Genomic DNA, 20,789 nt, shown 5'->3' with positions numbered 1-20,789 from the left:
ACACCACGGTAGGCACCAGTTTTGGTGGCTAAAGTGGTGTCATGACTGTGATGACGCTGCGCATCCCGGACGATCTGGGCCCCTCGATCCGCGCTGGCGCCGAGGCCGCGGGCCTGTCCCTGAACGCGTACATCGTTCGGGCGGCTCGCCGCCAGGCCACTCTGGATGCCGCGCGGCAGCTCGCCTCGCTGGGTCTGGGTGAGGACCTGGCGGGCGAGGGCGACGCTCTGTGAGGCGCGGTGAGGTCTGGACTCTGGCCGATGGACGCAGCGTCCTGATCGTCTCCCTGGACGGTCTGGAGACGTCGTTCAAGGCCGTCCTCGCGATCGTGCTGCATCCCAGCGGACGCTACCCCGACACGGCGATGAGCGTGGTGATCGGCGATCCGATGCCGTGTACCGCGGTCGCCGTGAACCTCCAGCAACTGCACGCGACACGCTTTACGGACGCGTCCCGCGTCGGGGTGGTGCCCGCCGAAACGATGGCGCGGGTGGACCAGGCGCTGCGCGCGGTTCTCGATCTGTGAGGCGCGTTCTCACCTCACTGCGAGCGGCGGTCATCGCGTAGTTCCTCCGGCTACAGCTGTCGGCGCGATGAGGACGCCGACTTGCTCCATGCGGTCCGGGACGCGGCCGCGACCGCGCAGACGGCGTCGCTGGACAGGACTGCGTGAGGGAAGGGGCGCCGGGGGCGACCCAGGTTGCGGCGGCTGGCGCTATGAAGTCAGCGCCCTTTGGAGAGCCAGCAGTTGGCCGAGGAGCGGTGGCGGCTGTATCGACCCTGGCCGATCACAAGGGTTAGGTTCCTGAAGGGAGGTTCGATACGTGAGGTTACGAGAAACGACTGAGGGTGTGCTGATGCTGTCGTACTTGCCCGGGTATCCCGGTCCCCGGGGCATCGTTAGGCAGCACACCGTGGCCGCCCCACGAGGCACGGCCACGCGCTTGAGGGCAGGAGGAGACCGGTGAGCGACCGCAGTGGGATCGAGTGGACCGAGGCAACCTGGAATCCGACGACGGGCTGTGACCGTGTCTCTGCTGGCTGCGACAACTGCTACGCACTGACCTTGGCGAAGCGGCTGAAGGCGATGGGGGCGGCGAAGTACCAGGCCGACGGTGATCCGCGCACGTCCGGCCCTGGGTTCGATGTCACGCTCCACCCGGACGCTCTGGGCGTTCCCTACGGGTGGAAGAGTCCGCGGACCGTGTTCGTCAATTCGATGTCTGACCTGTTTCACGCGCGGGTGCCGCTGGACTTCGTCCGCCAGGTCTTCCAGGTCATGGCCGACACACCGCAGCACACCTACCAGGTCCTCACCAAGCGGGCCCGGCGTCTGCGACAGATCGCTCCAAAACTCGACTGGCCGGCCAACGTCTGGATGGGCGTCTCGGTGGAGACCGAGAAAGAACTGGCGCGCGTCGACGACCTGCGCGAAGTCCCTGCGGCCGTGCGGTTCCTGTCCTGCGAACCGCTGCTGGGGCCACTGACTGGCCTGCGCCTGGACGGCATCCACTGGGTGATCGCCGGCGGCGAATCCGGCGCCGGGCACCGCGCTCTGGACGAGGCCTGGGTCACCCAGGTCCGCGACACCTGCCAGGATGCCGGTGTTGCCTTCTTCTTCAAGCAGTGGGGCGGGCGCACCCCCAAGGCCGGAGGCCGGCTCCTCGAGGGCCGGACCTGGGACCAGATGCCGTTGCCGGTCGCGGCCTGATCGGCCTGATGCTGTAGCCGGGCACGGCCTGGCCCGGTACAGCATCAGGCCGCAAGGTTGTTGCCGGGATACAAGGTGATCTCCCGAGTCCTCTTCACGCCCTTACCGTCACTGGACGTTCTGCCCTGCTCGTGCAGAAGCTGCACCGCCTTGCGCACCACCGGCTCGGTGATCTGTCCGTAGAAGGCCCCGAAGACCTCCAGCGTGTACTCGACGAGCTTGACCGGGCGCCGGTTCCGCGTCAGCAGCTGCGCCAAGTTCTCGGCAATCTCCGGCACCGCCTTGGCCTCGACCTCCTTCGGATCTGGACGAATCACCGAAGCCATCGAGAACAGCGCATCATCCTCTTCCCGCTCTTCCAGCGTCTCCCACCACGTTGCCCGGGCCCGGGCAACGGTGTCGCCGAACACCCACAGCCCATACGGACTACGGGTGGCGAACACCAGCCGGTACACAGCCCGCTTGCGAGGCGAGTGCGACACCGGCACCGACTGCACGAGCATCCCGGTACGCCCCTGCAGACGGCGGGCGTACTCCGCCGCCACTGCCTCGATCGCATCCTCAGCCGCGCCCTCCTGGTTACGGGAGGCCATCGCGTCGGCGAAGTACTCACGCCACCAGGTCCCGCCGCACACATCATCGAACCGCTGCAGCACCTTCTCATCGCCCTTCGGGGAGCGGACGTGCCCGCCCAGGCGCCACACCGCCATCATGCTGAAGTTCATCAGCAGCTCCGTCGGCGGCCACTTCTGCGGGCGTTTGTGCGCGAGGACATCGACGAGGCGGTCTTTGGGCAGCACGAGCCCGCACGGGTCCAGGAAGAGGAACAGCGGCTCCTGAGCGGCTCGCTGCACGACCTGGTCGAGAACGCCGTCGACCTCACCGCGATGAGCGTGCGCCCGTACACCGCGAGCCAGATAGTGCTGGACGACATCGTGTAGCCGGTCGAACGACTTCGCCTGAGGCTCGGAGAAGAAGCACTCCAACGTAAGCCCGGGCCCGTACCGCAGGAACGAAGCGACCTTCAGCGCAATCTCCGCAGAAGCCGGATCACCGTTCTCATAGCGCCCCTCACCTGCGTACCCGTCAAGGTAGACGACACGCTTGTCACGGGAATGCGAGCCCGTCATCCCGCCGAACTGCGGCAGATACCGCTTGAGGAGATCGTGCTTGAACACGCTGGGCAGCGCTTTGTCCTTCCAGTAACCGCCACCTGTACCCGACGACATGGCCCCACCCCTGACTTCGCCGTAGCTGTCTGATTACAGATGGTGAAGTACTAGGGGGCGCAGAGCAAGAGGCTCTGGCCCCGCCACCTCGCGGACCAGGTCGTCCGCTTCATGTCCACGGCAGTCCACGCCCACCGAGAAGTGGGAGTCGTGCAAAAGGGGACCGTGTCGACCCGGCCACCAGCTGGTGTTCGACCACGTCGACCGGTACGGCGAGCCGTCGGCACAACTCCTGTTCACGCCCAGGTGCAGCGTCTATCCGGCCTCGGTCACCTGGACCTCGGCTACACCACGTGAGGGCAGGCATGAGCGGCGGCGAGATCGGCTGGCGCCTGTCGCTCCCACCGTCGTGGATGTTCGCGGCGCGGTAATCCGCAGGGGCCACCCACACGTGCGCGGAGCAGACGCTGATGGCGGACGGTTTGGTGAGCCGGTCCGCGTCCTGACGAGCTGCTCACCCCGGCGGGGGGCGGCGGAGTCTCGGGACGTGCTGGGTCTTGTCGTGGGGCACGTCGTGCGCGGTGATGTTGAGCTCCCGTCCAGCAGCACCAGGTTGCTGGACGGGAGTGGCACGGGTTTCTCCATGGTTCTTGAGCACGAGGACCCCCTGCGGCCTTCCAGACGGGAAGGTGTGACGCCAGGCGCGAGCGTCTCTTTCATGGTGCCCCTGCTCAGAAGGGTGTCCGTGCAATTGCAGGATGGCGATCAAAAACGCACGCTTCTCGACTCCTTTTGGCCCTGCCGTGGCGGTAGTTGGCCAGTTGCCCCCCACTCGAGGGGTCCGTCGAACGTATTTGTTCCGTGACTCCATGATCACGTTGAGTGCCGGCGGTGGCGAGCACCATGCTGTGCACCACTTCCTTCCCCGGCGCTTGAGCACCGCCGGGGGAGGAGCCTTCCAGACCCCTCAACCTGAATTCAGGGAAGGTGCAATGCCCAGGAGAAAGCTGTGGACCCTCGCCGTTGTAGCGGCGGTCCTCGCGTGGAGCACAGTGATGACCGCACTGGGGCAACTCGCCGCGGTCCTCGCGCTGCTGCCATCGCTCGGACTGCTCGTGCAGCAGCTCGCCGCCGTACACAGTTCCAGCACGGGAGCGGTCAGCGCCCCGGCGCCGGCCCGGCCGCAGGAGCCGCAGCCATGACGTCCTCGCCCTCTTCCGGCCCGCAGGATGAGCCGTCCACTACCGGTGACGCCCCCGATGCACCCTTGTCCTTAGCGCCCAGATCTTCGTTCAGGCCCGGACGGCGGGGCCGTCGCGCAGAGCCGATGTCGGAGACGATCGGCCCCAGCCATCAGGCGATGCTGGAGCGGCTGCGCCACCAGATATCCGTCAGCGGCGCCACCCTCGACGACCTGGCACGGCGCTCAGGATTCTCCAAGACCCGGATCTCCGCTCTCCTGCGGGGCATCGAGTACTACCCGAGCTGGGAGATCACCTACAGCGTGGTCCACGCCCTGGGCCTGCCGCCCTGGCCCCTGCGCCGCCTGTGGACCTCCGGTGCCTACGAAGCCGCCAAGTCCACCGTATGGATCACACGAAGCATCGGGGCTGTCCAGCTTCTGGGGCCCGAGGAGCGGCCCGTGGAACACCGCGGCTTCATGGAGAAGATGGAGCACTACTACGTCGCCTACGCCCAGGCACTGCTGCACATCGAGCGGCCCGAACGCATCGTCGACGAGGCCTTCGACATCCTCTGGGCCGGCTGGGAGGAAGTGGCCGCCGGACCAAACCTCCCCCGCAACGCCTGGCGGCTCGTACGCTCACGGGTGCTGCTCCGCGTCCGGCGGCACCCGGACGGGCGGCCCGACCTGCGGCCGGCCGCCTTCATGACGGTCGCGCAGAGCCGGATCGAGGAGCCGGTGGCCCGCTTCGTCGAGATCAGCGAAGTCGCCGCGTTCTTCGACGCCATCAGCCATCTTCCCCCCGACCAGTTCGACGTCATCGTCCTGCGCTACCTGTGCGAGTTCCCCGCTGAAGAAGTTCAGGAGGCCACCGGCCTGTCCCCGGCCCACGTCCACACCCTCGACCACCACGCACGAGGAGCGCTGGAACTGCTCCTTCGTCCGACAGCACGGGAGTGATCACCCCGATATGACCACCGTCGATGACCTCCTCGCCCGCGCCGCCCTCCTGAAGAACCCGCGCATCCCCGCAGACACCGTCCCCTACGTGGACACCCGTCCCCGACAGTCTCCCCCCCAACACCCCGGCGCCGACGACGTGGGCGACGACACGGCCGCCAGCCACCTGCACTCACTGTGTGCCGTCGCCGTCACCCACACCACCGCACCTCAGCTCACCGACTTCATCACCGACCAGCTCCCCAGCCCCCGCGGGGCCTGGATCCTGGGCTGCCTGCTGCACCTCGCCGGCGCCCAGGACGGAGCCCGCTACTGGTGGCAGTACGCCGCCGGCGCAGGAGAGCGCGGCGCCAGCCACTGCCTGTCACTGCACCACCGGGCACAAGGTGATGAGCACGCCGCGGGCTTCTGGCTCGACCAGGCCGCCACCGGCACTGACGCAGGTGAAGACCACCAGGCCAACACCGCCACGATCCTGCGCATCGTCGCCCAGATGACGGGCGACAGCGATCGCACGTACAGCGAAGCCGCTCTCGCCGTCATGTCCTACACCACCGCGGCCGTCACCGACGGATACCGTCGCCACCCCGAGCTCGAGATCCCCGCCCCCGGCCCCTACTTCGCCGAAAAGCTGCAGATCCTCCTCGCCGCCCTCACCGACCGGCACGAAGAGCGCCCCGGCCCGCCCCCGCACCCTCTGCCCGCCAGATCGAGCGACGACGCATCAACTGCCCCCCGCCCCGAAACGCCGGAGCCCGACCACGTCCTGGTCCAGCTCGCGGCACCCGACGCCGAAAGCGCCTCCGACTTCCGCGAAACCGTCGCCCCCCGCACCTGGAGGCGGATCCCCTCCGAACGCCCCCAAAAGTCAGACCACCGAGAAGTGTTCATGCGTTTCCTCCTTGACGTCGGCGCGTTGGCCTAACCCTCACCCCTGCCGGTGGCGCCTGGCGCACAAGGCTCGACAGCCGAGTGCTCGACCGCATTCAGCAGCCGGTCCACGGCTGGGGTGGCCTCGTAGAACTGACAGGCGTCGTCTCTCGGCGCGCCGGACGGGATCGGGACGATCAAAGCGGCCCGCAGCATGAGGTGTGCGTGTTGATCGAGCGCGAGCAGTGAGCCGAGGTAGCGGGTGTCGTGACCTTCCACTGCCCCGCGCAGCAGCCCCAGCTCGTGCAGCGGCAGGTCCTCCACGGTGTCCTCCTCGACGGCTTGTCAGTACCGGCTCGCCCAGACGGTGGTGCGGGCTGCGGCTTCATCTACTCCGCAGGGTCCTCCTCGGCGTGCCGCACCGCCTTCTTCACGGCCTGCTCGACCTCGTGCCGCGGCTGGCCGGTGTCCTTGGCGTGCGCGGTGACGGCGGCCTGGAAGGCGGCTGCCGCCTCGTACCAGTTGCGCCACTGCGCCTGGTACTCCTCACCGACAAGACCCGCGAGCTTCGCTCGGGCTTCTTCGGCGGAACGTTCCAGCTTGACCAGCTCATCGGAGATGTCTGTCACGGACACGGATCCTAAGCCGGGGCGCCCGCTTTTCTGTTCGATGTGCTGGTCGTGTCTGACACCGTTCTGGCACGGTCCGCCGGTACGACCTTTGCGCTCGCTCGGGTGACGCTTCACCCGAACCGCCCCCGGGCGCCGGCGGGCCCCGGTATCACCAGAGCGTGATCGCCACCTGTATGCGCGCGGCCCTGGCCGCAGCCTTCCTCGCCCTGCCCCTCACCACAGCGTCCCCGGCTTCGGCCGCCGATGCCGACCTGGTCGCGCTTCCGATGACGCTGAAGCAGGCGGTCGCCGCTCTGCCGACGGCCGCGGAGTCACGGGAGGGATACCAGCGCTCCCGCTTCCAGCACTGGACCGACGAGGACCGCGATGGGTGCAACACCCGCGAGGAGGTCCTCATCGCCGAGTCCCGCACCGCACCGACCATCGGAGCGGGCTGCAAGGTCACCGCAGGCCAGTGGCACTCCTATTACGACGGTGAGACCCTCACCCAGCCCCGCGGCCTGGACATCGACCACATGGTGCCGCTCGCCGAGGCCTGGGACTCCGGTGCCAGCGCCTGGAGTGCCGAGCGCCGCAAGGCCTACGCCAACGACCTCGGCGACGAACGCTCGCTCGTCGCGGTGACCGCCCGCAGCAACCGCTCGAAGTCGGATCAGGACCCGGCCGAATGGCAGCCGCCGCTCGCGGACGCCCGCTGCACCTACACCGCCCACTGGGTGGCGACCAAGCTCCGCTGGGGCCTGTCCGTGGACAAGGCCGAACGGAAGGCCTTGCAGGGCCTGGCTGCCGGGTGCGGGCAGGAGACGGTGGAGTATGAGCCCGCCGGCTGACCAATGGGTCTCCGCCCCGGACGCCGGGGCGGGGCATCTCGCATGACTACCTGGCGGATCCGCCCCCCCCTAGGCGCCGCGCTTCTTGGCCGCCGGGTTCCTCGCCGGAGCCTTCTTCGTGGTCGTCTTCTTGGCAGCCGTCTTCTTCGCGGTCCTCTTCGGTTTCATCTCGTGCACGGTTGCGTGCTCGTCCTCGCCGCGGCTCTCCTGGGCGCGCTGCACCGACTGCTCGAGGGCGGCCATGAGGTCGACGAGCTTCCCGGCCGGCTCCTCCTCGGCTGCCCGTGGGGGCTTCTTGCCGTCGGCCTTGGCGTGGATGACCTCCTCCAGGGCCGCGGTGTACCGGTCGGTGGCCCACTCCTGGCCGGCGATGTCGTCGACGGTCATGGAGTCGATGAGCAGGACGGCCCGTTCGATCTCGTCGTCTGTCAGGTCCAGGGGCGTTGGGGCGATCGCCTCGGGCGAGCGGACTTCGTCGTCCCACTTCATGGCGTGCAGAACGATCACGTCGTCCTTCACCCGCAGCAGGCCCAGCCTCTCGCGCCCGTGCCAGGCGAATTTCGCGATGGCCGCCTTGCTGCTGCGTTCGAGGGCTTTCCGGAGCAGCACATAGGGCTTGGCGGCGACTTGCCCGTCGCCTTGGAGGTAGTAGCCCTCCCCGATGCGCACCGGATCGATCGACTCGTAGGGCACGAACGCGGCGATCTCGATCGCCTTCGCAGTGGGGAGCGGCATGTCGTCCAGCTCCTGGTCGGCGATGGCGACGATCGTGTCCTTGCTGACCTCGTAGCCCTTGCCGATCTCGGCAGTGGGGACCTCGCGGCCCTCCAGCTCGCAGATCTTTCGGGTGCGGACCCGGCCCATGTCCGCCAGGTGGTACTGGTGGAAAGAGATCGAGTGGTTCTCGGTGGCGGGGAGCACCTTGATCGGGATGGTGACCAGGCCGAAGCTGATCGCGCCAGACCAGACAGGGCGGGCAGGCATGCGGTACCTCCATGGTCAGCCCCGAGAGGACCAGCCTAGGAAGGCCCGCCGCCGCTCGCACGCCCGGCCGCGCCGCGGTTGTTTTGGTGCCACCGCATCTTGGCCCGCAGACGGGCCGGCTTCCTCAGTCCAGTACGCCGAGCTCGGTGTCGGGCCGGCAGTGAATGCAGGCGGTGACGCGTTGAGGGCCTGGCGCGCTTGGGCTAGGTCAGCGCCGCGGCTGCGTTTACCCGCCATGTGGCATCCGCCGGCATGCACGCACACCGCAGGAGTTCTCAAGCTCACGGTCGGCAACTCCACACGGGCCGTCCCACCATCACGGTTCCACGAACTCCCTTGATCCCCAGGGCAGTACAGGAGCCGTTCTAGGCAGGCTCCACCCAGAGATCCAAGTCGAGACCGCCGATCTCCACCTTCAGCCCGACATCACCCCGATACTCGCGGATCTCTCCGACGCGAGTGACAAGGGGATGGGCGGCCAACAGCTCCACGACCAGGTCGCGGACCCCGGCACAGCTAGGGCCCTTCGTCGGTGTGATCCCTAGTTCCTCGGCGTCCATGCGCAGCCTCCTGGCTCTCTACCCCTGCGCGGCATGGAGGTCCAACGAGCCGTTCGCTAACCCGTCACGACCCGGCGGAGATATGGAACAGGCACTACAGTAAGCCCCCGTTGTGCCTCACATAGTGCGGGGCGCCGGCCGGGGATCACCGCACTCGGCGGCCAGCGCCTCGGCTGCCGCGCGGGCGTCGCGGGCCCGGTCCTCGGCGTCCTGGGCGAGGTAGCGCGAGGACTCGTACCCCGTGGCGTCGACGAGTCGGTGGAGCAGGCTGGCCCGCTTGTCGAGATAGTGAAGGCGGGCGTCCTCGCTGGCCGTGAGGTAGTGCTCGGCGGCGCTCAGCAGGCCGACCGGCTCGGCGATCAGGATGGTATCCGGGGCGCGTTCGCCCCGCCACGACGGCTGCCCCGCGAGCGCGGCCAGGCGCTCCATCTCGTCCAGGCCGTCGTTGCAGCACGCTCCGCACACCAGGCGGAGCTTGTTCGGCTTCTCCCGCGCCGGGATGTAATACGGCAGGCGGTCCTCGTCGCGCTGCCGGAGGTCGTAGTCGCACTCGGCGCACAGCAGACGCGCGGCCCGCGCCTGCTTCTCGGACCAGGCGGGCCAGTCCGCCGCGAGGGCGACGCCCATCACCGCCATGCCCTCGGCCCTCGGCTGGAACATGCTGAAGCCCCAGCCCGGACAGTCCTCGGGGATCTGCTCGACGGACGTCTTCAGCGACGGCATCCACCGCACCAGGTGCATCAGGTCCTTCCTGGCGATCCGGACCTCCTCCCCGCGCCGCAGGGCCTTGCTGTGCGCGTTGGCCAGAGGAAAGCGGCAGGCCGTGGCGATCTCGTACGGCACCTCCAGCACGTCCAGGTCCTGGCCGATCTCGGCCGCGGTGGCTTTCCACTCGCCGCAGCCGCTCTCGCGCCACATCGCGAGCCCGTCCCGGTTGAGCACTCCGGAGACCCGGACCGTGGCGACGATCCGCCGCTGCACGGCCCGCACCTCCGGAAGAACTGCCTCTGCCATCGGCTCACCCTCTCGTCGCGGCGCCCCGGGAGGGCGCCGTCCGTGCTGGTCAACGACCGGCACCGGTCACCTGTGGCGGGTACGGCGTTCCCGCAGCGCGGCGGGTGCCTGGGCAGCACCGAGGAGGAGACCGAATTCGTAGAGCGCGATGTGCTGGACGTCCTCGGCGCTCGTGGGCCGGTCCTCGCTGCTGCGGGCGTGGGCGAGTTCCGCGGCGCCCAGGGCGAGGAGCTGCTCGCGGTCGCGCTCGTCGTGCTGGTCGGTGGTGGACGCGGCCAGGACCTGCCGCCAGATCCCGCTCACCGCCCCCGGCCGTCGCGCGGGGCGGGGACGGCGGGCACGTATGCGTCCTGCGGCGGATCGTCGGTCTCCGCCTCGGGGCGGTGGATGCCGAACGGGCCCGGGGTGCCGTGGGAAACGCCGAGGGCCGGGGCGCCCTTGGTGCGGTGCTGCGGGTGGTAGATCACGGGCGTTCTTCCAGGTCATCAGCGGTTCGGTCGGGGTTCGGTCACCGTAGCGGGCGCCGGTGGGGGCGGTATGGAACCGGGCCGGGTCCGTCACTTCCTGTCCCCGGCCCGGAGTGTGGGGTCAGCGGCGGCCTGTGAGGAAGTCGCGGGCGCGTTCGTCGAGTTCGGCGGCGCATCGCAGTCCGCGGGTGCGGAAGCGGGACAGGTCGCGGCGCATGTTGCCCACGGCCTTGCGGGTCCGCTTCGACTGCACTCCGTCCATGTGGTCGATCGCCCGGCCCCAGGTGGCGCACGCCTCCTCGACGCTGCCCTCGGCGGCCTGCATCTCGGCCTGCGCGACCAGGTCCAGGGCGACGATCCGCGCGTAGGTGCCCGGCGGCCGGCTCGTCGTCGCCGCCCCGTACATCGCCGCGGCCCGCCGCCGGTCGCCAAGCGTCTCGAAGACTTTCGCCGACCGGCTGTGAACGGTGGCCGCCGGCGGACCCCACGACAGCGCCCAGAACGGCACATCATCGCCCTTCGCCGAGCTCAAGGCGGTGCGGGCCCGCTCGACCTCCCGGACGGCCTCGGGCCGGTGGCCCGCCTTGGCGAGGGCGTGCGCGTGGGTGACGGCGAACAGCGCCTCGGTCTGGGTGTCGACCCGCCCGTGCACCTTGTCCACGGCGGAGGCCGCCAGGGCCAGGCAGTGCTCGGGCCGGTGCAGCTTCATGCCCTGCTGGGACATGGTCCTCATGACGAACGCGTCGTGCCCGGTGATCCCGGACTCACGAGCCAGCGCAAATGACTGCAAATAGTACCTTTGGGCGAGTCCCTGTTCCCCGCCGTCGTACGCCCGCCAACCGGCCTGGTGAACACCGACAGCGGCGGCGGACAGCATGTGGCGGTGGTCGTCCTCGGAGCTGAACCGGCCCCGGCACAGGGCCGCGACGTCCGACATCAGGTACTGCACCAGCGCGGATCGGCCGTGCTGGCCGCCGTGGCGTTCGTCCATCACCGCGAACATCGCGACCATGTCGCGGACCGCGGCGACGTCCGCGTGCCCGACCCGGGCGCCGGTGCGGGCCTTGGCCGCGCGGGAGGCGATATCGGTGACGTGCTCCAGTGGCAGCACGGCGGCCGCGACCGAGTACGCGGCGCCGGACAGGAAACCCCGTCGGTCCAAGTCACCCCTCCAGATCGGCACCAGGGCGTCCAGCGGGTCGTCTCCGATGGACAGTCCGATGCTGTCATTCTCCCAGCCGGCCGGGACCGGCAGGCCCAGATCGCCGAGGGTCAGGGTCCGTCCCAGGCGGCGGGAGAGGGCGATCGTCAGGTAGCGGCCGGTCTGTCCCGAGGGCATCGCTCCGGCGATCCAGTGGTCCACGGCCGACTTGTTCGTCCGCAGGGACTCGCCCATCTCGGCCGCGACCTGGCGGACCGCGTGGGCGAGCGCCGCGTACGTCCACCCCGATTCCGCGACGGCCTCCCGCAGCCTGGCGTTCGCTAAGCGCTGGGTCATGACCGCCCCCGTATACCTCGTATACCCATCCGTTCTTCCCAACCGTACCGACGAAGGGTCACCGCCGGTTGACTGTTGGTCATGCCCGGCAGCACAGCGGACCGGATTCCGGGGGCCGTTGAACTGCCGGGACGGGCACCGCCGTTCACTGCGCGTCCGCTCCCGGACGCCAGGGACGGAACACGGATGGAGGTTCCGACATGGAGCACACCACGCAGACCCCCACCGCCTACCAGGCGCCGGTCGTGCTGGACGCCGGCGACGTCGTCGAGGTGACGCTGGGCACCCAGAACTTCGACACCGCGGACGACACCCAGTACAAGAACGCCTGACCCTCGGGTTCGCCGGGCCGGACGGGGTGCACGCCGCTCCGTCCGGCCCGGCCCAGGGGCGCCGGGCCTGCCATACCTGTGCTGGGGCACAGACGGGCGGGCCCGGCGCCCTCTTTCGGTTCCTGACCAGGCACGACGACGAGCGAGGGAGACGGCGGCGATGCGGTGGAGCGCGGGACGGTACGGAGCAACGGAAGAAGCCAGACGGCCCCGGGGCGGGCACCCGGTGCCCGGCATCGAGGCGGCATGGACGGCGGGCTGGCCCACCCGGCGGGTGCGGGCGGTGAGCCAGGGGCCCGTGTCGCTGGCCGTGATCGGGGACTGCGGTGCTGACGACGACCAGCTCGCCGCACGGCTCCCGTCGGTGCGGGCCGGGCGGTGGCGGGAGCTGACCCGGTGGCCCGGCTCGTACCTGGTCATCGCCCGCAACGGGGCGACGCTGGCGGTGCTCGGCGATCTGGCCGGGCAGCACCCGGTGTACTGGCGAAGCCACGGCGGCACGCTGTGGTGGGCGACGTCCGCGCTGGCACTGGCCGCCCTCGACGGGGCCCCGGTCGACCCGACTGCGCTCGCCGCGCACCTCGCGCTGGCCCAGCCGGACGTCCTGGGGCAACGGAGCCTGCTGCGGTGCGTCAGCCGGGTGCCGGGCGGGCACCTGCTGCTGGCCGGCCCCTCGGGCGCCCGCCCGGTGCGGTTCGAGCCGACCGAATGCGGGAGCGTGGATCTGCCGGTCGCCGCGGCGACGGTACGGGCCGCGCTGGTCGAAGCCGTCGCCACCCGCCTCGACGGACGCCCGGTCAGCGCCGACCTGGCCGGACTCGACTCCACCACACTGGCCTGCCTCGCCGCACAACGCGGCCCGGTCACCGCGGTGACATTCGCCGACGAACGCCTGCGTGACGACGACCTCCCGTACGCGACCCGCACCGCCGCGGCAGTACCGAATCTCACCCACCACGCGGTCGCGGGCACCGCGCACACCGTCTACTACGACGGCCTGGACGACCTGAGCAGGCTGCCGGTGACCGATGCCCCCAACGCGTACGCTGCCACCGCCTCGATCAAGCGGGCCGTGCTGGACACCGTGACCGCCCACCACACATCGCCCGGCCTGCACTTGACCGGTTCGGCCGGGGACGCGGTGCTGTCCGCCCCCTCCTCCTACCTCGCCGACCTGCTGCGCGAGCGGCAGCACCGCCGGGCCTGGTCCCACGCGCTCGGTCATGCCCGGCTGCGGCGCACCTCCGCCTGGTCGGTCCTCGGGCGGGCTCGCCCCGCCTCCCGCACCGGCCTGGCCGGCTCGTGGCGGCAGACGGCCGCCGAACTGCGCGGCCCCGTACGGAAGTGGGTGCCGCAGGCGTCCCGTCCGGTGTCGTGGACGCCGCTGCTGGCCACCGCCGACTGGATGAGCCCCGACGTCCGCCACCAGCTCGCCGCCGCCCTCGACACCGCCGCCGACCAGCGGGACGACGCACCCGCACGCCTCGCCGCGTGGTCGGACCGGCAGGACCTGGCCCGCCTCGGCGCCGACACCACCGGATGGCGGGAACTGGCCGCCGAGGAGTACGGCGTCGACCTGGTCGCCCCGTACCTGGACAACGAGGTGATCCGGGCCTGCCTGGCCGTTCCCGCCGATCAGCGCGGCGCCCCGGGCCGCTACAAACCGCTACTGAACACGGCGTTCACCGGGTCCGGGGTGCTGCCCGACTTCGTGCTCGCCCGTACGACGAAGGGCGGCTTCAACGCCCTTGCGTACGCGGGCCTGCGGAACAACGCCCCCGTCCTGCTCGATCTCCTCGGGCCGTCCTCACGGCTGGCCGCCGCCGGGCTGGCCACCGAGCAGCCGGTGGCGCGGATGCTCGCGCGAGCCGCTGCCGGGCAGCCCACCGCCCAGGGCGCCCTGCACCTCGCGGTCGCCGCCGAGGTCTGGCTCCGCCAGGTCGACACCACCGCCCTCACCGCCCTCACCTGGTGGGAGGTGAACTCCCGTGTGGCAGCTGGCTGAGAGCGCCCACCCGGTCCTCACCGACGAGGGCGGCGCGATCCTGGACGAGCGCACCGGCCGCTGGACGCACCTGACTCCGACCGCGTCCGCCGCCCTCATGCTCCTGCTCACGGGCACCACCGAGGAGGAGGCCGCCGGGCAGTACGCGGAGCGGTACGGCATCGACGCCGGGCAGGCTGGCGTCGACGTCCGTACGGTCGCGGACGCGCTCACCGTGCAGAGCCTCGCCACGGCGGAACCGGCGAGCCATCGGCGCTGGTGGGGGTGGTGGCGGTGACGAGCATGGAGGCGTACTCCACCGTCCGCACCGGGACCTTCCCCGAACGTGTGGCCGCCGCTGCCGGTCTCGCCCTGGCCCTCGTGCTGCTGCGACTGCCGTTCCGGCACACCGTCCGTACCGTGCGCTGGGCACGGCGGGCGGGCCGCCGACCGCTCACCCCACAGCGCGCCGAGGTACTGGTCGAAGCGGCCCAGCACACCGGGCACCTGTGGCCCGGCCGCGCCGCCTGCATGGAAACCTCCCTCGGCGCTGTACTGGCCGCCGCCCTCATGGGGCGTCGCCTGAACTGGTGCCTCGGCGCGCGGTTCTCCCCGCCGCCGGTCGAGTACCACGCCTGGGCCGAACTGCCCGGCCACGGCCCGGTCGGCGAATACACCGAAGCGGGCTGGCACCACCACACCGCCATGACCATCTGACCGGCCCCGCCGGGCGCCGTGTCCTTCACCCGCCCGGAGCAGTTGACCGAATGCGTGTACCCGTACCCCTCGAAGGAGTGAGCCGATGTCCGCCGTCGCCCTAGCCGCCGAGACCGTCCCCGAGCGCCACTACACCCACCACGAAGGCCGCGGCGCCACCCCGCACCGCTCGAACCCGGCCGTCATCCACCGCGAACTGACCACGCTGGACGTCCAGGCGGGCATGAACGTCGTGGAGTTCGGCACCGGCTCCGGCTACTCCGGCGGCCTTATCGCCGAGCTCGTCGGCCCCACGGGCCAGGTGACCAGCCTCGACATCGACACCTACCTGACCCGCTGGGCGGGCCTCATCCACCACCAGCGCGGCGTGGACCATGTCCGCTGCCACGCCGCCGACGGCACCAGCGGCTTCCCCGAGCGGGCCCCCTACGACCGGATGGTGGCCTGGTGCACCCCACCGCTGCTGCCCAAAGCGTGGGTGGACCAAGTCGTCGACGGCAGCCTCATCGTCGCCCCGCTGCCGATCGCGGCCGTGCCCAACATGACCGTCGTCGCCAAGATCCGCGTCACCGGCGGCGACCCGGTCGTCGAGGAGGTGTTCACCGGCGGGTACATCGAGGCCACCAGCTCGCCCAAGACCGACCTCGACCTGCCCGGCCGGTGGGTGGACTGGGAGAACCGTGTCCCCGCCCCCTCCTGGATCTCCATCGCCTGGCGCGGCGAGGACGACCACCTGCACACCGGCGCCCGCACCGCACTGGACCGGCTGCTGAAGGACGCGCACACCGAGCCGTACGCGGGCGCGGAGATCGACCTGCCGTCCTGGCGGACCTTCGCCGCCACCCGCGGCGACCACCGCCTCACCATGGCCGGGCTAAGCCCGGACCTGTGGGCGATCGGCCACACCACCACCACGACGGCCGCCGTCATCCAGCAGAACGGCACAATCCTCGCCGACGCCCCAGACTCCCCGTCCCTGGCTGTCCTGCGCGACTGGCTCCAGCAGTGGGAAAAGGCCGGCCGCCCCGTGCCCGCCACCTACACCCCCACCCTGACCCGCACCGGCGGCGGCTGGGACCTGCGGCTCTCCCGGTAGCCCTGCCGCTGCCGCTCACGCACGTTGCCCGGGATACAGACGGCGGTCGATCAGTGTGCGTCCGCGGCCGGTGGCGTAGGCGAGGAAGACACCGATCTGGCTGTTCTCGGTGCGTCCCGCGGTGCCGGAGTACTGCCGCTGGACGCCGGCCGAGCGGTCACCCTTTTTCAGGAAGCCGGTGTCGTCGATGATCAGCACCGCCTCACGTTCACCGAGATGCTCGACGATGTAGTGGCGTACGTCGTCCAGGACCTCATCAGCGTCCCACTCGATACGGTTGAGTAACCGGTGGATCCGGTCCGGACCCCTGTGTCCGGCCTCCTCGGCCAGTGTCCACCCGTTCTTGCGCTCCAGCGGCGCGACCAGCCCGCGCATGTAGGCCAGCGCCGACTGGCGCGGCTCCTCCCGGTTGAACCGATGCACGAACCGCTGGCGCACAGCGTCCAGTTCGCTCGCCCACAACCTGACATCCGCAAGGTCCCCACCCATAAACACATCAACGACCGAGCTGGCCACCAGTCACGGCAAGCACCGTTGCAGTACTAGGGCTCGCAAATTGGTTGGCCGCGTTGTGCCGAGCCACCGCTTCACGCCCCCAATCCTGCGGCCTCCACAGACACGTGGGCTCACGGCACGTGACGGCATACCCGTCTCGACGTGAGATGACCGATTGGCCCTGGTGTGGGTTGTGACGCGGCTTCAGTGATGATCATCACGAAGTGTGAGGTGGAGATGGCCCAGGGTGCCCGGGTATGTTCATGATCATTCCGCTCAACGGCTGTCCTGTTTTCCCTCCAGGTCGAGAGCTGGGCGGATGCGGGCGCCGGTGCACAGGTTTCGCAGCCCCAGTTGCACCTATGACGCCCGCATCGTTTCACCTTCAAGCAAGGAGCGTACGTGAACCACAAGGGACTCCGCATAGCTGCCACAGTCGCCATGGCCGGTATCGCCTTCGGCGTTGCGGCCCCGATGGCGTCGGCCACGGAGGCGAACCGCACGCAGGAGGCAGCGGTGCGGGTGGAGGAGGCTCTGCGCCCTACAGCCGATGACGTGCGTGACCTCGTTTCGCGCATGCGTACCGACAACGCGGACGCGCAGCAGATCAGAGAGTTCGAGCAGTACGCCCAGCAGTTGGAGGACCCGCACCACCGCTCGAAGCGGGCCCTGGGCATGGGCACCATCGTCCGCAAGCTGATCGTGGCCGGCCTGCGTCACGGCGGCTCCTGGGCCGGCAAGATCCTCGGTAAGGTCCACAAGCCGACCGGCAAATACGTCGGGAAGTACGGCAACAAGATCGCCGATGCGATCGAAGATGTCGAAGGCTGGAGCGAGACCGCCTTGACCATTGCCATGGTCAAGGCGGGCGTCCCGACCGATGTAGCCAGGGACCTCGCGCACGCAATCATGCTGGTCGCGGTCTGAGCACCCTCTCGGGCAAGAGGGCGGTGCTCCTCGTCTCGCGAGGAGCACGGCCCTCCTCAGGAGTTGCGGACGTGGCAGGAAGGAAGTGAGAGATGAGCAAGCAGCACCAGCGGAATGACGAAGAGCCGACGTGGAGTTCCTTCGACGCCAGGGGAAAGATCCTGGCCGCAGCCGGAATCACAAGCCTTGGGCTCGGTGTCGCAGCCGTCGTCATGCTCTTCCTCCTGCTCGTGGTCCTGATCATCACGGCTGCGTTCAGCGACATGATCGAGTTCGACGGCCTGAGCGCACTGTTCTGGGCGGCCTTGCTCTGCCTCCCTTGCGGACTGCTCGCTGGCCTGTTCACCACCCCGGTGCGATTTCTGCTGCGGCTCAACCAGCCCGCGAAACGGACCAGGGAGGTGGTGGAGGCGATCACCTCGTGCCTGACGACATTCCTCGCCGCCCTCTTCGTCCTCGAATTCACTCCCGGGCTGCACGCCACTGATCCGTGGCTTCCCGCAGGGGCCGCAACCTTGCTCGGAGTTGTAGCGAACCTGGTCATGGGACTTATGGAGTCCCGTAAGAGCTAGGCCGTGTATCGAAAGTGGATCTTGAGGTGTGAATGATCACGGTTCATGGGTCGGGGAGATCTCACGGATGAACAGTGCCTAAGCCCACGTCCGGTCGGCGTGGCCGTACGTGGGGACGTTCCTGAGGGAGAGCCCAGGTGCCTCAGCCTGGACCTCACCCTGGCCAGTCGCGCGCGCTGTACGACGCCGCCACAAAACCACCCTCCAGCAGCTATTCCGCGGCTGGCTAGGCCCTCCCGTCGCCCAGCGAGCATCACAAATAGGCTGTTTGTGTACAGACAGCTCACTGGGCGCTGGTGGCCCCCTCGGTGTCCCGGTTTTCGGTGAGGGTGGGCAAGGCAGGAAGGGTCCGAACGCTGGGGATGAACAGGAGCAGCACGTTGGTTGCCAGGATGCCCAGGGCGCACATCCACATCACGTTGGCGGCGCCCATCCAGTCGGCGACGGTTCCGGCCAGGACGTATCCGAAGGGGACCAGGGCACTCTCCCCGATCATGGTGAGAGAGGTGACACGGCCGATTAGATGCTCGGGGACCTGTTGCTGTTTGGCGGTCTCGAAGAAGACGACGGCCAGTTCCAGGCTCATCCCACTGAGCAGCATTGAGGCCAGCAGCCAGGGCAGTTGCGGTGCTGTAGCCAGGACCGCAAGCGGCAGAGGCCAGATTAGCTGCACAGCGACGCAGGCCAGCATCAGGCGTTGAGGACGCCAGCGCAGGGCGATGAGAGATCCGGAGACCATGCCGGCTGAGAATGCGGACACAGCCCAGCCCCAGTGGGAGGCACCACCGGATTCGTCGGAGAGAATCAGCGGGCCCAGGAGCTGGTACCCGGCAAGCCACAGCGGGACAGCGAGGGTTCCGGCAAGGGCATAACCCCACATCCACGGGCGGGACTTGAACGCCTGCCAGCCCTCGCGCCAGCCGTGCGCGATGGTGCTGGAGCGGCGGTCGGGCATCTGCAGACGCAGGCCCAGCAGGATCAGGGAGCAGGCGGCAAAAGCCAGGGATCCGGCGATGAGGACCTGGCCGAAGCCGAAGGCGGCGCCGAGGAGGGATCCAAGGCCGGGCACCGCGATGCGGGCCAGATTCAGGACCAGGCGCAGCGAGGCGTTGGCCTTCTGCAGGGCGGGAGCGGGAACGAGCTCGACTATTAGCCCCTGGAAGGCGGGCTGCACCATCGCGGTTGCGGCGCCGGTGACAGCGGACGCAGCGATGAACATCCACACCGATGTCTGTCCGGGTCGGGTCATCAGCAGCGTGCCCAGCGTTGCCTGGACCCCGGCAAGTACGAGATTGCCGGCGACGGCGAGGGTCTTGCGGGGTAGCCGGTCTGCCAGGACGCCGCCGACCGGCAGCAGCAGCGTTTGGGCTGCCACAGAGGAGCCCAGAACGAGTCCGGCCGAGAGACCGTTGCCTCCTACCTGCAGGACCGCGAACGCCATCACCACATTGACCAGGTTGGTTCCGGCGGTGGAGACACCGCGGCCGGCCACGTAGCGGATGTAGGGGCCGCGCCAGGGGCGGACTGTTTTGGCAGGGGAGGTGGTCGTGTTCGAACTCATGCAACAGCTCTCGCTTGCGGGCCAGGTGTGTTTTAGGCAGACCCTACGTAGTCGGGCCTGGGGATGACATGTCGTGTGCTGTTGTTCAGGCCAGGGCAGATGACCTTGACGACGGCGAAGTCGTCGCTGGAGCTGAGATCGACCGTCATCGGTTCGTGGCCAGTCGCTTCGGCGACAGCGCGGGAAGCCCAGGCCAGCTCGTCTTGGATGTTGTCGAAGGACTGCCCGTACCCGGTCAGCGCTTCGGGGTAGGTGCAGGCCCGGGGGTCAACGGCGGGTCGCCGGGTGGCGCCTCGAAGGACGTGGGAGTAGGTGGCTACCAAGTCATCCCGACTGCCGTTGATGAGGGTCAGGCGGCTTTGGACCGCTTCGGTGATGGCCCGTGAGAGCGCCACACTGGCCGAGGAATGTGCCCCGGAGCCGGCCGTCAGCAGAGCGAAGTCCTCGCTCCACACGAAGGCGGCGAAGCACGGGATGCCCCACTGATTGGGTACCGCGGCCACGTCGAGGAAGACTTGCTGGCTGAGGATCTTTTCGATCAGCGGCTTGCACGCCGGGTCGTCGATGCTCTCCACCCGGATATTGCGTCGCACATCGCCGGGCGCGGCGGTCAACTGGCTGAGCGCGTCGCGTTCCATCACCTCGTAGAGGGCGTGCAAGGCCGCCTCCGCGAACGAGTTGCCCGAGGCCAGGCCGTTGCTGGAGACGAGTAGGCCGCGTGGATGCCAGCTCTGGCCAGCGAAGCTGGTCAGCTGCACGCAGTCCAGGGGCGCGGGGAGCGGCTTTCCGGTGAGCATGCCGGTGGCGCTGACCCAGTCCAGTGGGCTGCCCTCATGCAGGAGGCTGCCCTCGTGCTGCTCCAGGTCCTCCAGACGGTAGGGGAGTTGCAGGGCGGCGGTGGGGGTGGCCTGGTGGGTGGGGGAGGGGCAGGCGAACTCTGCGTGCCACATCTCCACGGACTCCATCACGGCCGAGATCTTGGCGAGCAGGAGTGTGTGGCCTTTGCCCTGGGAGACCGACAGGGTACGTGAGAGGGGCCGGTAGGCCACCGCGACCGGGATGCCGATGATGTCCAGGCCGGTCACGTCGGCGACCCGGCTGATGCCGAACTCCGGCAGCCGGCCGCTGATCATCTGCCAGGTTTCCTGTGGGCTGCGCACCCGGTGGGTGCCCAGGGTGTACACCTTTCGGCCGGTAGCGGGGGCTGCGGTGGGGGAGAAGGTCACG

26 protein-coding genes and 1 pseudogene are annotated in these 20,789 nt (G+C 69.3%); 14 read left to right on the top strand and 13 right to left on the bottom strand.

Annotated features, from left to right (window positions below; all coding sequences use genetic code 11):
- Positions 1 to 41: 41 nt before the first annotated feature.
- The 3 genes from ACWDVB_RS29445 to ACWDVB_RS29435 all read left to right on the top strand — a co-directional run bounded on the left by ACWDVB_RS29445 (position 42) and on the right by ACWDVB_RS29435 (position 1,711).
- Complete coding sequence (locus ACWDVB_RS29445) at positions 42 to 233, top strand: toxin-antitoxin system HicB family antitoxin (protein ID WP_451517571.1); 192 nt, start codon at positions 42 to 44, stop codon at positions 231 to 233.
- Positions 230 to 526 (top strand): hypothetical protein, encoded by a 297-nt coding sequence (locus tag ACWDVB_RS29440; protein WP_451517572.1) that lies wholly within the window; start codon positions 230 to 232, stop codon positions 524 to 526. The genes ACWDVB_RS29445 and ACWDVB_RS29440 overlap by 4 nt, the downstream gene beginning before the upstream one ends.
- A gap of 438 nt (positions 527 to 964) precedes the next feature.
- Entirely contained in the window at positions 965 to 1,711 is a 747-nt protein-coding gene (locus ACWDVB_RS29435; protein ID WP_451517573.1) for a DUF5131 family protein, read from the top strand.
- A 44-nt stretch (positions 1,712 to 1,755) separates the two neighbouring features.
- Here ACWDVB_RS29435 and tcmP read toward each other — a convergent pair whose 3' ends face one another.
- Positions 1,756 to 2,940, bottom strand: a complete 1,185-nt coding sequence (gene tcmP, locus ACWDVB_RS29430) for a three-Cys-motif partner protein TcmP (RefSeq protein WP_451517574.1) — start codon at positions 2,938 to 2,940, stop codon at positions 1,756 to 1,758.
- Between the two features lie 932 nt (positions 2,941 to 3,872).
- On the opposite strand from tcmP, the gene ACWDVB_RS29425 reads away from it, so the two are divergent.
- The 3 genes from ACWDVB_RS29425 (at position 3,873) to ACWDVB_RS29415 (ending at position 5,948) form a co-directional block, all read left to right on the top strand.
- Positions 3,873 to 4,082, top strand: coding sequence for a hypothetical protein (locus ACWDVB_RS29425; protein ID WP_451517575.1), 210 nt, complete (start codon positions 3,873 to 3,875; stop codon positions 4,080 to 4,082).
- 125 nt (positions 4,083 to 4,207) lie between these two features.
- The gene (locus tag ACWDVB_RS29420; RefSeq protein WP_451517576.1) at positions 4,208 to 5,023 is read left to right on the top strand and encodes a sigma factor-like helix-turn-helix DNA-binding protein; all 816 of its coding nucleotides are present in this window, start codon (positions 4,208 to 4,210) and stop codon (positions 5,021 to 5,023) included.
- A 10-nt stretch (positions 5,024 to 5,033) separates the two neighbouring features.
- Positions 5,034 to 5,948 (top strand): DUF6207 family protein, encoded by a 915-nt coding sequence (locus ACWDVB_RS29415; protein ID WP_451517577.1) that lies wholly within the window; start codon positions 5,034 to 5,036, stop codon positions 5,946 to 5,948.
- Here ACWDVB_RS29415 and ACWDVB_RS29410 read toward each other — a convergent pair.
- Together ACWDVB_RS29410 and ACWDVB_RS29405 are read right to left on the bottom strand one after the other, a co-directional pair.
- Entirely contained in the window at positions 5,945 to 6,217 is a 273-nt protein-coding gene (locus ACWDVB_RS29410; protein WP_451517578.1) for a hypothetical protein, read from the bottom strand. The two genes, ACWDVB_RS29415 and ACWDVB_RS29410, sit on opposite strands and share 4 nt — an antisense overlap.
- Positions 6,218 to 6,282: 65 nt before the next feature.
- Positions 6,283 to 6,522, bottom strand: coding sequence for a hypothetical protein (locus tag ACWDVB_RS29405; protein WP_451517579.1), 240 nt, complete (start codon positions 6,520 to 6,522; stop codon positions 6,283 to 6,285).
- Positions 6,523 to 6,683: 161 nt separating this feature from the next.
- Here ACWDVB_RS29405 and ACWDVB_RS29400 point away from each other — a divergent pair, with 161 nt between their 5' ends.
- The gene (locus tag ACWDVB_RS29400) at positions 6,684 to 7,355 is read left to right on the top strand and encodes an HNH endonuclease family protein (RefSeq protein WP_451517580.1); all 672 of its coding nucleotides are present in this window, start codon (positions 6,684 to 6,686) and stop codon (positions 7,353 to 7,355) included.
- Between the two features lie 69 nt (positions 7,356 to 7,424).
- Here ACWDVB_RS29400 and ku read toward each other — a convergent pair whose 3' ends face one another.
- The 7 genes from ku to ACWDVB_RS29365 all read right to left on the bottom strand — a co-directional run bounded on the left by ku (position 7,425) and on the right by ACWDVB_RS29365 (position 11,878).
- On the bottom strand, positions 7,425 to 8,339 hold the full coding sequence (gene ku / locus ACWDVB_RS29395; RefSeq protein ID WP_451517581.1) for a non-homologous end joining protein Ku: 915 nt from the start codon (positions 8,337 to 8,339) through the stop codon (positions 7,425 to 7,427).
- A gap of 15 nt (positions 8,340 to 8,354) precedes the next feature.
- Positions 8,355 to 8,576 (bottom strand): hypothetical protein, encoded by a 222-nt coding sequence (locus ACWDVB_RS29390; RefSeq protein ID WP_451517620.1) that lies wholly within the window; start codon positions 8,574 to 8,576, stop codon positions 8,355 to 8,357.
- Positions 8,577 to 8,704: 128 nt separating this feature from the next.
- Entirely contained in the window at positions 8,705 to 8,899 is a 195-nt protein-coding gene (locus ACWDVB_RS29385) for a hypothetical protein (RefSeq protein WP_451517582.1), read from the bottom strand.
- Between the two features lie 117 nt (positions 8,900 to 9,016).
- Positions 9,017 to 9,913, bottom strand: a complete 897-nt coding sequence (locus tag ACWDVB_RS29380) for a hypothetical protein (protein ID WP_451517583.1) — start codon at positions 9,911 to 9,913, stop codon at positions 9,017 to 9,019.
- A gap of 66 nt (positions 9,914 to 9,979) precedes the next feature.
- Positions 9,980 to 10,216, bottom strand: coding sequence for a hypothetical protein (locus tag ACWDVB_RS29375; RefSeq protein WP_451517584.1), 237 nt, complete (start codon positions 10,214 to 10,216; stop codon positions 9,980 to 9,982).
- Positions 10,213 to 10,380, bottom strand: a complete 168-nt coding sequence (locus ACWDVB_RS29370) for a hypothetical protein (protein ID WP_451517585.1) — start codon at positions 10,378 to 10,380, stop codon at positions 10,213 to 10,215. Before ACWDVB_RS29370 ends, ACWDVB_RS29375 begins: the two co-directional genes overlap by 4 nt.
- Before the next feature lie 121 nt (positions 10,381 to 10,501).
- Complete coding sequence (locus tag ACWDVB_RS29365) at positions 10,502 to 11,878, bottom strand: hypothetical protein (RefSeq protein WP_451517586.1); 1,377 nt, start codon at positions 11,876 to 11,878, stop codon at positions 10,502 to 10,504.
- Between the two features lie 200 nt (positions 11,879 to 12,078).
- Between ACWDVB_RS29365 and ACWDVB_RS29360 the strand changes: the two genes are divergently transcribed.
- The 5 genes from ACWDVB_RS29360 (at position 12,079) to ACWDVB_RS29340 (ending at position 16,007) form a co-directional block, all read left to right on the top strand.
- Positions 12,079 to 12,210: a lasso RiPP family leader peptide-containing protein gene (locus tag ACWDVB_RS29360; protein ID WP_451517587.1), complete on the top strand. Its 132-nt coding sequence runs from the start codon at positions 12,079 to 12,081 to the stop codon at positions 12,208 to 12,210.
- A gap of 160 nt (positions 12,211 to 12,370) precedes the next feature.
- Positions 12,371 to 14,215, top strand: a complete 1,845-nt coding sequence (locus tag ACWDVB_RS29355) for an albusnodin/ikarugamycin family macrolactam cyclase (RefSeq protein WP_451517588.1) — start codon at positions 12,371 to 12,373, stop codon at positions 14,213 to 14,215.
- Positions 14,199 to 14,492 carry a PqqD family peptide modification chaperone gene (locus tag ACWDVB_RS29350; RefSeq protein ID WP_451517589.1) on the top strand — a complete coding sequence of 98 codons (294 nt, stop codon included), beginning with the start codon at positions 14,199 to 14,201 and terminating at the stop codon, positions 14,490 to 14,492. The genes ACWDVB_RS29355 and ACWDVB_RS29350 overlap by 17 nt, the downstream gene beginning before the upstream one ends.
- A gap of 5 nt (positions 14,493 to 14,497) precedes the next feature.
- Positions 14,498 to 14,911: a lasso peptide biosynthesis B2 protein gene (locus ACWDVB_RS29345; RefSeq protein WP_451517621.1), complete on the top strand. Its 414-nt coding sequence runs from the start codon at positions 14,498 to 14,500 to the stop codon at positions 14,909 to 14,911.
- A gap of 85 nt (positions 14,912 to 14,996) precedes the next feature.
- Positions 14,997 to 16,007, top strand: a complete 1,011-nt coding sequence (locus ACWDVB_RS29340) for a protein-L-isoaspartate O-methyltransferase family protein (RefSeq protein WP_451517590.1) — start codon at positions 14,997 to 14,999, stop codon at positions 16,005 to 16,007.
- A 33-nt stretch (positions 16,008 to 16,040) separates the two neighbouring features.
- Here the strand turns inward: ACWDVB_RS29340 and ACWDVB_RS29335 are convergent.
- A pseudogene (locus tag ACWDVB_RS29335) lies at positions 16,041 to 16,496 on the bottom strand (IS701 family transposase); the annotation flags it as partial.
- 408 nt (positions 16,497 to 16,904) lie between these two features.
- Between ACWDVB_RS29335 and ACWDVB_RS29330 the strand changes: the two are divergent.
- Positions 16,905 to 17,429: a hypothetical protein gene (locus ACWDVB_RS29330; RefSeq protein WP_451517591.1), complete on the top strand. Its 525-nt coding sequence runs from the start codon at positions 16,905 to 16,907 to the stop codon at positions 17,427 to 17,429.
- Positions 17,430 to 17,521: 92 nt separating this feature from the next.
- Positions 17,522 to 18,001 carry a hypothetical protein gene (locus tag ACWDVB_RS29325; RefSeq protein ID WP_451517592.1) on the top strand — a complete coding sequence of 160 codons (480 nt, stop codon included), beginning with the start codon at positions 17,522 to 17,524 and terminating at the stop codon, positions 17,999 to 18,001.
- 283 nt (positions 18,002 to 18,284) lie between these two features.
- Here ACWDVB_RS29325 and ACWDVB_RS29320 read toward each other — a convergent pair whose 3' ends face one another.
- Together ACWDVB_RS29320 and ACWDVB_RS29315 are read right to left on the bottom strand one after the other, a co-directional pair.
- Positions 18,285 to 19,562 (bottom strand): MFS transporter, encoded by a 1,278-nt coding sequence (locus tag ACWDVB_RS29320; protein WP_451517593.1) that lies wholly within the window; start codon positions 19,560 to 19,562, stop codon positions 18,285 to 18,287.
- Positions 19,563 to 19,594: 32 nt separating this feature from the next.
- On the bottom strand, positions 19,595 to 20,788 hold the full coding sequence (locus ACWDVB_RS29315) for a YcaO-like family protein (protein ID WP_451517594.1): 1,194 nt from the start codon (positions 20,786 to 20,788) through the stop codon (positions 19,595 to 19,597).
- Between the last annotated feature and the right edge of the window lies 1 nt (position 20,789).

The organism is Streptomyces sp. NPDC003379 (assembly GCF_053589195.1).
This window is presented reverse-complemented; position numbering and strand designations above follow the sequence as displayed.